The 8395-nt window shown below is 69.7% G+C and carries 7 protein-coding genes and 1 tRNA gene; 7 read left to right on the top strand and 1 reads right to left on the bottom strand.

The genetic code is table 11. The features are described from left to right. Positions 1-25: 25 nt before the first annotated feature. The 3 genes from GUY61_RS30495 to GUY61_RS30505 are packed head-to-tail and all read left to right on the top strand — an operon-like array spanning position 26 to position 2653. Positions 26-1324 (top strand): replication initiator, encoded by a 1299-nt coding sequence (locus GUY61_RS30495; RefSeq protein ID WP_166633487.1) that lies wholly within the window; start codon positions 26-28, stop codon positions 1322-1324. After that, positions 1317-1499, top strand: a complete 183-nt coding sequence (locus GUY61_RS30500) for a helix-turn-helix domain-containing protein (protein ID WP_166633481.1) — start codon at positions 1317-1319, stop codon at positions 1497-1499. The genes GUY61_RS30495 and GUY61_RS30500 overlap by 8 nt, the downstream gene beginning before the upstream one ends. Beyond that, the gene (locus tag GUY61_RS30505) at positions 1499-2653 is read left to right on the top strand and encodes a site-specific integrase (protein ID WP_166633482.1); all 1155 of its coding nucleotides are present in this window, start codon (positions 1499-1501) and stop codon (positions 2651-2653) included. Before GUY61_RS30500 ends, GUY61_RS30505 begins: the two co-directional genes overlap by 1 nt. A gap of 79 nt (positions 2654-2732) precedes the next feature. On the opposite strand, the gene GUY61_RS30510 is transcribed toward GUY61_RS30505, so the two are convergent. Then, positions 2733-2805: transfer RNA gene (locus tag GUY61_RS30510), tRNA-Arg, on the bottom strand. Positions 2806-3629: 824 nt separating this feature from the next. On the opposite strand from GUY61_RS30510, the gene ccrA reads away from it, so the two are divergent. From ccrA to GUY61_RS30530, 4 genes are all read left to right on the top strand, one after another. Continuing rightward, on the top strand, positions 3630-5009 hold the full coding sequence (gene ccrA / locus GUY61_RS30515) for a crotonyl-CoA carboxylase/reductase (RefSeq protein WP_166633483.1): 1380 nt from the start codon (positions 3630-3632) through the stop codon (positions 5007-5009). A 1-nt stretch (position 5010) separates the two neighbouring features. Beyond that, positions 5011-6009 (top strand): ketoacyl-ACP synthase III, encoded by a 999-nt coding sequence (locus GUY61_RS30520; protein ID WP_313896946.1) that lies wholly within the window; start codon positions 5011-5013, stop codon positions 6007-6009. Continuing rightward, a complete protein-coding gene (locus GUY61_RS30525) occupies positions 6006-6920 on the top strand; it encodes a 3-hydroxybutyryl-CoA dehydrogenase (protein ID WP_166633485.1) in 915 nt (304 codons plus the stop codon). The genes GUY61_RS30520 and GUY61_RS30525 overlap by 4 nt, the downstream gene beginning before the upstream one ends. Positions 6921-7040: 120 nt before the next feature. After that, the coding region (locus tag GUY61_RS30530; RefSeq protein ID WP_166633486.1) for a polyketide synthase at positions 7041-8395 on the top strand (1355 nt) is incomplete at its 3' end.

An 8395-nucleotide genomic window follows, 5' to 3' on the forward strand; every position in this document is an offset into this window, starting at 1 on the left:
CGGCAAGCTCGCCTCCCACGGCGACATGCCGGGCCTGCTCCGCCAACTGTCCGGCCTCGGCGGCTGCACCCGCCCGATCCGGCTCGACGGCCACCGCACCGAGTACGACGTGAACACCCGAACCGGCGAGATCGGCCGCATCCTGCACCACCTGGACTCGGCGAAGCTCCCCGCCGGCCAACTCCTCGTCCGCTGCAACAACCGCCGCACGACGCGCTGCGCGGCCTGCGCCGAGGTGTACCGCCGCGACACCTTTCGCCTGATCACCTCCGGACTGCGCGGCGGCAAGGGCGTTCCCGAACGCGTCGCCCGTCACCCGCGCGTCTTCGCCACCTTCACCGCCCCCGGCTTCGGGCCCGTGCACAACCGCCCCACCGGCCCGGCCGGGACCGTCCGCCGCTGCCGCTGCGGCGTCCTCCACGACCAGGACGACGAAGCACTCGGCACGCCCCTGGACCCGGAGACGTACGACTACGAGGCGGCCGTGCTGTGGAACGCGCACGCCGGGATGCTCTGGCGGCGCTTCTCCATCTACCTGCGCCGCGAGGTCGCCAAGCGGGCCGGACTGACCCAACGGACCCTGCGCGACCACGCCCGGGTGTCCTTCGCCAAGGTCGCCGAGTACCAGAAGCGCGGCGCCGTCCACTTCCACGCCGTCATCCGCCTCGACGGCCCCGGCGGCGGCGACACCCCGCCCCCGGCCTGGGCCAGTGCCGAGCTGCTGACCGACGCCATCCGCGCCGCGACCGCCAAAGTCCGCGTCGACGGACCGGTCGTCGACGGGCGCGCGCACGTCTTCGCCTTCGGCCGACAGCTCGACGTACGCACCATCCGATCCGCCGACTTCGACGGTGGCACCGAGCTGACCGAACGGGCCGTCGCCGCGTACATCGCCAAGTACGCCACCAAGGGCGCCGAGACAGCCACGGGAGCTCTCGACCGGCCGCTGAAGTTCGTCGCCGAGCTGGCCCAGCTCGACATCACCGAGCACGCGCGCCGCCTCATCCGCACCGCCTGGGCCCTCGGCGCACGCAAGGACCTCGAACACCTCCGCCTGCGGGCCTGGGCCCACATGCTCGGCTTCCGCGGCCACTTCTCCACCAAGTCCCGCGCCTACTCCACCACCCTCGGCGCGCTGCGCACCGCCCGCGCCGAATGGCGCCGCGCCCAAGCCGCCGCGGCCGCCGAGCACGAACCCGAGCACACGACGCTCGTCCTCGCCCACTGGGTCTTCGCCGGCACCGGCCTGGCCCCGGCAGAGACCTGGCTCGCCGCCACCCTCGCCCCCGCCCCCGGAACAGAAGGAGAGCCGACCCATGCATGACGACGAGCTGCTGACCGTGCCGGACGTCATGGCACGACTCAAGCTCGGCCGGTCCACGGTCTACGACCTGATCCGTTCCCGCCGCCTTCCCTCCATCACGATCGGCCGCTGCCGCCGCATCCCGGCGCGGGCCGTCCGCGACTACATCACCAGCGAACTTGAGGTGGCTGCCTGATGGCCCAGCAACGCAAGCGCAACCCGAACGGCGCGGGCACCATCACCAAGCGCAAGGACGGCCGCTACCAGGCAGCCGTCTACGTCCTCCAGCCGGACGGGACACGGGCCCGCAAGTTCGCCTACGGCAAGACCTGGGCGGAGTGCGACGCCAAGCGCCGTGAGCTCCTCGACAAGGCCGACAGCGGCATTCCCGTACCAACCCGTTCGGCGAAGCTCGCCGACTGGCTTCCGTACTGGCTGGAGAACGTCATCAAGCCGCGCCGCAAGCTGAGCACGTACGACAAGTACGAAGCACACGTACGCCTTTACCTCGTGCCCCGGCTCGGCACGAAGCGGCTGGAGGCGCTGGGGGTCGCCGACATCCGACGGTTCCTGAACCAACTGGAGCGGGACACGACCGCCGCCACGGCGAAGGAGTCGCACCGCGTGTTGCGTACGGCTCTGTCGGCCGCCTGCCGCGAGGAACTGATCACACGCAACGTGGCCTCCCTCGTCGAGCCTCCGCGGCCCCGCTCGCGGGAGCTGAGCCCCTGGACGCTCGACGAGACGTTGACCTTCCTCGCGGCAGCGCGCAAAGACCCGCTCTACGCGGCGTTCGTGCTGGCCATCACCATGGGCCTGCGCCGCGGTGAGATCGTCGGTCTTCGCTGGGCGGACGTGGACCTGGAGAAGCGCGTCCTGTACGTCCGCCAGCAGACGCAGCGGCGGCGCGGGGTGCTCTACGACGACGATCCGAAGGGCCGTCGCCGCCGGGCTGTACCGCTGCCCGCTATGTGTATCGCCCCGCTGCGCTGGCACCGGATGCGGCAGCAGGACGTGCGCGAGCGGGCGGGGGAGAAGTGGGAGGGCAACGGCGGGTACGTCTTCACCACCCGCACCGGCCGCCCCGTCGAGCCGCGCAATCTGTACCGGTCCTTCACCCGTGTCGCCGAGTCGGCCGGCCTTCGGGTCGTCCGGCTGCACGACGCCCGGCACGGCTGCGCGACCCTGCTCACGGCGGCCGGGGTGGCTCCTCGCGTCGTGATGGAGATCCTTGGGCACAGCCAGATCAGCATCACCATGGACGTGTACACACACGTGGTGCAGGACACGCAGCGGGAGGCAATCACCCACATGGACCGGCTGCTGCGGAGACGTCCCGGTCGTCAGTGACTGCCCGCGTTGATGTCAGCCGTGGATGTCAGAGGCCCCTCACCTACAAAATTTTGTAGGTGAGGGGCCTCTGACCTTGTGCCCCAGGCAGGATTCGAACCTGCGACACCCGCTTTAGGAGAGCGGTGCTCTATCCCCTGAGCTACTGAGGCGGGGCTTGATCGAAACCCTGCTCGTGATGCGGTGAACCGCACGTGACCAGCGTTCTGTCGAGCCCTGAGCATCCTGGGGCCGACGGCTGCCGTGTGAGCCGGGCGGGGCCCGGGTGTCATGCGGCAGCGCCCGCCAGGGCGCTCGATCCACAGGGTACCGGATCGGGGCTCGGGCGGGCGCGACTGGTGGAGTTCTGGGTGAGAACGAAGTCGAGAGCGTGCAAGTCGTGGGCTTCGGTGCCGTAGGAGATGAGGCGGCCGTACCAGAGGGACGCGTCGAGTTCGGAGTGGCCCGGCTCGGCGTCGCCGTGGCAGGGGTGGTGCCGTCCGCGAAGTGCATCTCTTTGATGCGGCTGTTAATCGCTCCCAATTCGTGAGTGCAGCGGCCTGGAGTTGGTGAATCGCATTGGGGCTCGTTTCCTCTGTGCTGTTTGTTGATGGCGGGCCCGCCCTTCCTGGATATTGCGTCGCGGTGTTTGCTGCGCATGGCGCCGTCGTAGAGCACACCCATGCATCCGAGGGCTGCCTCCATGATGTTGAGGACGCCGTCGACGGCGGTGGCTTCTCCGCCGGCGTGCCACGAGCAGGCTAGGGGCTGCCAACAGCGCTGGTGGGGTCCCGGCTAGGGGGCGGTTAAGGGTAGGGGCCGGGGTGTGGAATGCGTACCGTAGTCGATACCCGGGGTGATTCAGTAGATCTCGGTGCGGTGAAGGCGAGTTCATTTCCCGCACCACCATGTCTTTGACAGAGCAGCAGGCGCGCGACGTCTTCAAGGGTGAATTCGTTGCGCGCTGTCGGCTGCTCGCTGAGCGAGGAGGGGGACAATGAGCTCTTTGGCCGAAGCTCTGCTCGACGGCGCCGACCCGGGCGAGCTGGAACGGCACGAGCTGCCCGCCGAATATCTGGCCGCACACCTGCGCGCGTCGGACGTCGGCAAATACGGTGACACCGCGGACAAGGACGTCCGCGACACACTTCATGTCGGCCGGGTGCCGATGCCGGAGATCGCGCCCGACGAGGTCGTCGTCGCGGTGATGGCCAGCTCGATCAACTACAACACGGTGTGGTCGGCCACGTTCGAGCCGGTGCCCACCTTCGAATTCCTGAAGCGATACGGCCGGCAGGGCAGCTACGCGGCCCGCCACGACCTGCCCCATCACGTCGTGGGTTCGGACGCGGCCGGGATCGTGGTCCGCGTCGGAGCGGGCGTGCGCCGCTGGCGCGTCGGTGATCACGTCGTGGTCAGCTGCGTCCAGGTCGACGAGCAGGAACCGGCGTCGCACGCCGACGCGATGCTCGGTACCGAACAGCGCATCTGGGGCTACGAGACCAACTTCGGCGGACTGGCCCACTTCGCCGTCGTGCGCGCGGGCCAGCTGCTGCCCAAGCCCGCCCACCTGACCTGGGAGGAGGCCGCCGGAGTCCTGCTCACCGCGGCGACCTCCTACCGCATGCTCGTCAGCGACAAGGGCGCGCGCATCAAGCAAGGCGACATCGTGCTGATCTGGGGCGCAACCGGCGGCCTGGGCGCGTACGCCGTGCAGATGGTGAAGAACGCCGGCGGTATCGCGGTGGGCGTGGTCAGTTCCGAGCGCAAGGCCGAGGTGCTGCGGCGGCTCGGCTGCGATGTGATCATCAACCGCAACGACATCGGCATGGGGCAGGACGCCGCCCCCACCCCGGAGCGGACCATCGAACTGGGCAAGCGCCTCGGCCGGGAGATCCGGCGGCAGCTCGGCGAGGACCCGCACGTCGTGTTCGACTACATCGGCCGGGCGACATTCGGTATCTCCGTCTTCGTGGTGCGCAAGGGCGGAACCGTCGTCACCTGCGGCTCCAGCACCGGATACGACCACCATTTCGACAACCGGTATCTGTGGATGAACCTGAAGCGCATCGTGGGCAGTCACGCCGCGAATCTCCAGGAACAGGCCGAATGCAATCGTCTTTTCCGGCTCGGCCATCTGTCGCCGATCGTTTCCGAGGTTTATCCGCTGCATGAGGTGGGCGAAGCAGCCCGGCTGGTCCAGGAGAACAAGCACACCGGAAAGGTCGGCGTTCTCTGCCTTGCGCCCCGGGAAGGACTCGGGGTCACGGACCCCGAGACGCGGGCGCGTATCGGGGAAGCACGGCTCAACCCCCTCCGGAACACCGGAGGAAATGTGGAATGGAATGCGTCCGCGGTGCTCGAAGGGGCTGTCTGACGTGACGGACTGCAATATAGGAATTATCTCGACTGGCTCCTACTTACCCAAGCGTGAAGTCGGCAACGACGAGGTCGCCGAGCGCGTCGGCGTCACCCCGGAGTGGATCGAACGGAAGACCCAGATACAGGCGCGGCGCTACGCCGCTCCGCACGAGGCGACGTCCGACCTGGCCATCCGCGCCGGCGCCGCCGCCTTGGAGCAGGCCGGGCTGTCCGCGGACCAGATCGACTACATCATCGTCTCCACATCGACGGGTGACTTTCCCCAGCCGCCGACGTCGTACCTCGTGCAGCACGGGCTGGCGGCCTACGGCGCCGCGTGCTTCGACGTGAACGTCGTGTGCAGCGGCTTCGTGTACGCGCTGGCCGTGGCCCGCAGCCTGGTCGCGCTCAACCCCGGCAGCCGTGCGCTGGTCATCGGAGCCGACCTGTACTCCCGGATCCTCGACTTCGACGACCGCAGGACGGCCGTCCTGTTCGCCGACGGCGCCGGTGCGGCGATCGTCGGCGCGGTCCCCGCCCCGTACGGCATCATCGACACCGCCCTCACCAGCCGCGGCGACGCCCACCACCTGATCCGCGTGGAGGCCGGCGGCAGCCGGAACCCGGCGACGGCCGAGACCGTCGCGGAAGGCGGCCACTTCTTCCGGATGGACGGCCGCGCCGTACGGGACTTCGTCTCCGACAACGTGCCCCGGGCGCTTGTCGAACTGGTGGAGAGCGTCGGCGTGAAACTCGCCGACGTGCACCACTTCGTGCCGCACCAGGCCAACGGCGTGATGCTCAGCGAGGTGGTCGAGCGCGCGGGTCTCGTCAACGCCCACACCCACCGCACGCTGAGGAAGTACGGGAACGTGGGCAGCGCATCGGTACCGGTCGCCCTCGACGAGGCCAACCGCACCGGGGCGCTGTCCGCCGGAGATCTGGTGCTGCTCGCCGGGTTCGGCGGCGGCATGGCCATAGGCGCATCACTGCTGACCTGGGGAGCCGGAGCATGACCACGTCCATCGACACGCTCACCACACCTGCGGACATCCACCCGGAGAGCGCCCCGGACATCCACCGGGTAGGGGTCGTCGGCAGCGGCATCATGGGAACGGGAATCGCCGAACTGTGCGCCAAGGCGGGCCTGGACGTCACCGTCGCGGTTTCCTCCGACGCCTCCCTGGTGTCCGGACCCCAGCGGCTGACCCGGTCCCTGGACCGCGGGGTCGCCAAGGGCAAGCTCACCGCGCGGGAGCGCGACGACGCCCTGGGCCGGGTGTCCTTCACCAGGGATCTCGGCGAACTCGCCGACCGGCAGCTGGTGATCGAGGCGGTCAAGGAGAACGAACAGCTCAAGCTGGACCTCTTCGCCGACCTCGACAAGATCGTCGAGGACTCGGACGCCATCCTCGCCTCGAACACGTCCTCCATCCCCATCGTGCGGCTCGCCCGGGCCACCAGCCGTCCGGGCCAGGTGCTCGGGATGCACTTCTTCAACCCCGTGCCGGTCCTGCCGCTGGTCGAGCTGATCGACTCGGTGGTCACGGACAGCCGGGCCACCGCACGTGCCATGACGTTCGTGTCGGACGTGCTCGGCAAGAAGCCGATCAGCTCGCCGGACCGAGCGGGCTTCGTGGTGAACGCCCTCCTCTTCCCCTACCTGCTCTCCGCCATCCGGATGGTCGACTCCGGTCTCGCCACGGCCGAGGTCATCGACCAGGGCATGGTCGACGGCTGCTCACATCCGATGGGACCGCTGCGCCTGGCCGACCTCATCGGCCTCGACACCACCGTCTCGATCGCCGAGGCGATGTACGAGGAGTTCAAGGAGCCGCTGTACGCGCCTCCGCCGCTGCTGCTCCGCATGGTCGAGGGCGGTCTGCTGGGCAAGAAGTCCGGCCGCGGCTTCTACGACTACGCCTGACCCGCGTACGCCTCCGCGCGGGCACCGGGGTGCGCCCCTGCATGCCGCGACGAGGTATCCGAGCACGTCCTGCGCGCGATGACGCTGCCGCGCGCGGTCGCCGAAAGGGAGAGCCACACCATGACCACTGCATCCGTGTCCGGACGTCCGGAAGTCGACACGGTGCCGGGAGAACCCATCGCCGTCGTAGGAATGTCCTGCCGCTTCCCCGGGGCGCCCGGGCCGGAGGCGTACTGGCAGCTGCTGCACGCCGGTGAGAGCGCCGTGTCCGACCGGGTGCCCGACGGGCGGCCCGGCCTGCCGGGCGACGCGGTGACCAGACCGGCCGGATTCCTGGACAGCGTCGACGCGTTCGACCCCGACTTCTTCGGCATCACACCCCGTGAGGCGGCGAGCGTCGACCCGCAGCAGCGGCTCATGCTCGAACTGGCCTGGGAAGCGCTGGAGAACGCCGGCATCGTCCCGGCCGCGCTCAAGGGTACGCGGGCCGGTGTCTACCTCGGCGCGATCTGGGACGACTACGCCAGGCTCGTCCACCAGCACGGGGCCGAATCGGTCTCCCACCACACCATCACCGGCGTCAGCCGGAGCATCATCGCCAACCGCATCTCCTACCTCCTCGGCCTGCGCGGCCCCAGCCTGGTCGTGGACTCGGCCCAGTCGTCCTCACTGGTCGCCGTCCAGCTCGCCTGCGAGAGTCTCCGCAAGGGCGACTGCGCACTGGCACTGGCCGGCGGAGTCAGCCTGAACCTGGTGCCCGAGGGCTTCCTCGTGGCCGAGAAGTTCGGCGCCCTGTCACCCGAGGGCCGCACGTACACCTTCGACGACCGCGCCAACGGCTATGTGCGAGGTGAGGGCGGCGGCGTCGTCGTCCTGAAGACACTGAGCCGGGCGCTCGCCGACGGCGACACCATCCACGGCCTGATCCGCGGCGGAGCCGTCAACAACGACGGGGGCGGCGACAACCTCACCGCCCCCAGCCGGGCCGCACAGGAGGACGTGCTGCGCCGCGCCTACGACCAGGCCGGCGTTGCACCCGAGGCCGTACGCTTCGTCGAACTGCACGGCACCGGCACCCCGCTCGGCGACCCCCTCGAGGCGGCCGCGCTCGGCGCCGTGCTGGGTGCCGGCAGCGGACGGGCCGCCGACTCCCCCCTGCTCGTCGGCTCCGTCAAGCCCGCCATCGGGCACCTGGAGGGCGCCGCCGGCATCGCCGGCCTGATCAAGGCGGTGCTCTGCGTTCGGGAACGGACCCTCGTCCCCAGCCTCAACTTCCGCTCCGCCAACCCGGCCATCCCGCTCGACGAGCTGAGGCTGCGGGTCAACGACGTCCTCAGCCCGCTGGACAGCCCCGACGGCGCACCGCTGCTGGCCGGCGTCTCCTCCTTCGGCATGGGCGGTACCAACTGCCACCTCGTCCTCTCCGACTGGACCCCCGCCTCGGAGAGCGCGCGGACACCGGACCGGTCCGCCCC

The sequence above is a fragment of the Streptomyces sp. GC420 genome (genome assembly GCF_009916105.1).
Lineage (GTDB): Bacteria > Actinomycetota > Actinomycetes > Streptomycetales > Streptomycetaceae > Streptomyces.

What these genes read in the sequence shown, in the direction of transcription:
- GUY61_RS30500 (WP_166633481.1), top strand. Translation starts at nt 1,317, where the DNA reads ATGCATGACGACGAGCTGCTGACCGTGCCGGACGTCATGGCACGACTC.
- ccrA (WP_166633483.1), top strand. Translation starts at nt 3,630, where the DNA reads ATGAGCTCTTTGGCCGAAGCTCTGCTCGACGGCGCCGACCCGGGCGAG.
- GUY61_RS30495 (WP_166633487.1), top strand. Translation starts at nt 26, where the DNA reads ATGCCGGGCCTGCTCCGCCAACTGTCCGGCCTCGGCGGCTGCACCCGC.
- GUY61_RS30505 (WP_166633482.1), top strand. Translation starts at nt 1,499, where the DNA reads ATGGCCCAGCAACGCAAGCGCAACCCGAACGGCGCGGGCACCATCACC.
- GUY61_RS30525 (WP_166633485.1), top strand. Translation starts at nt 6,006, where the DNA reads ATGACCACGTCCATCGACACGCTCACCACACCTGCGGACATCCACCCG.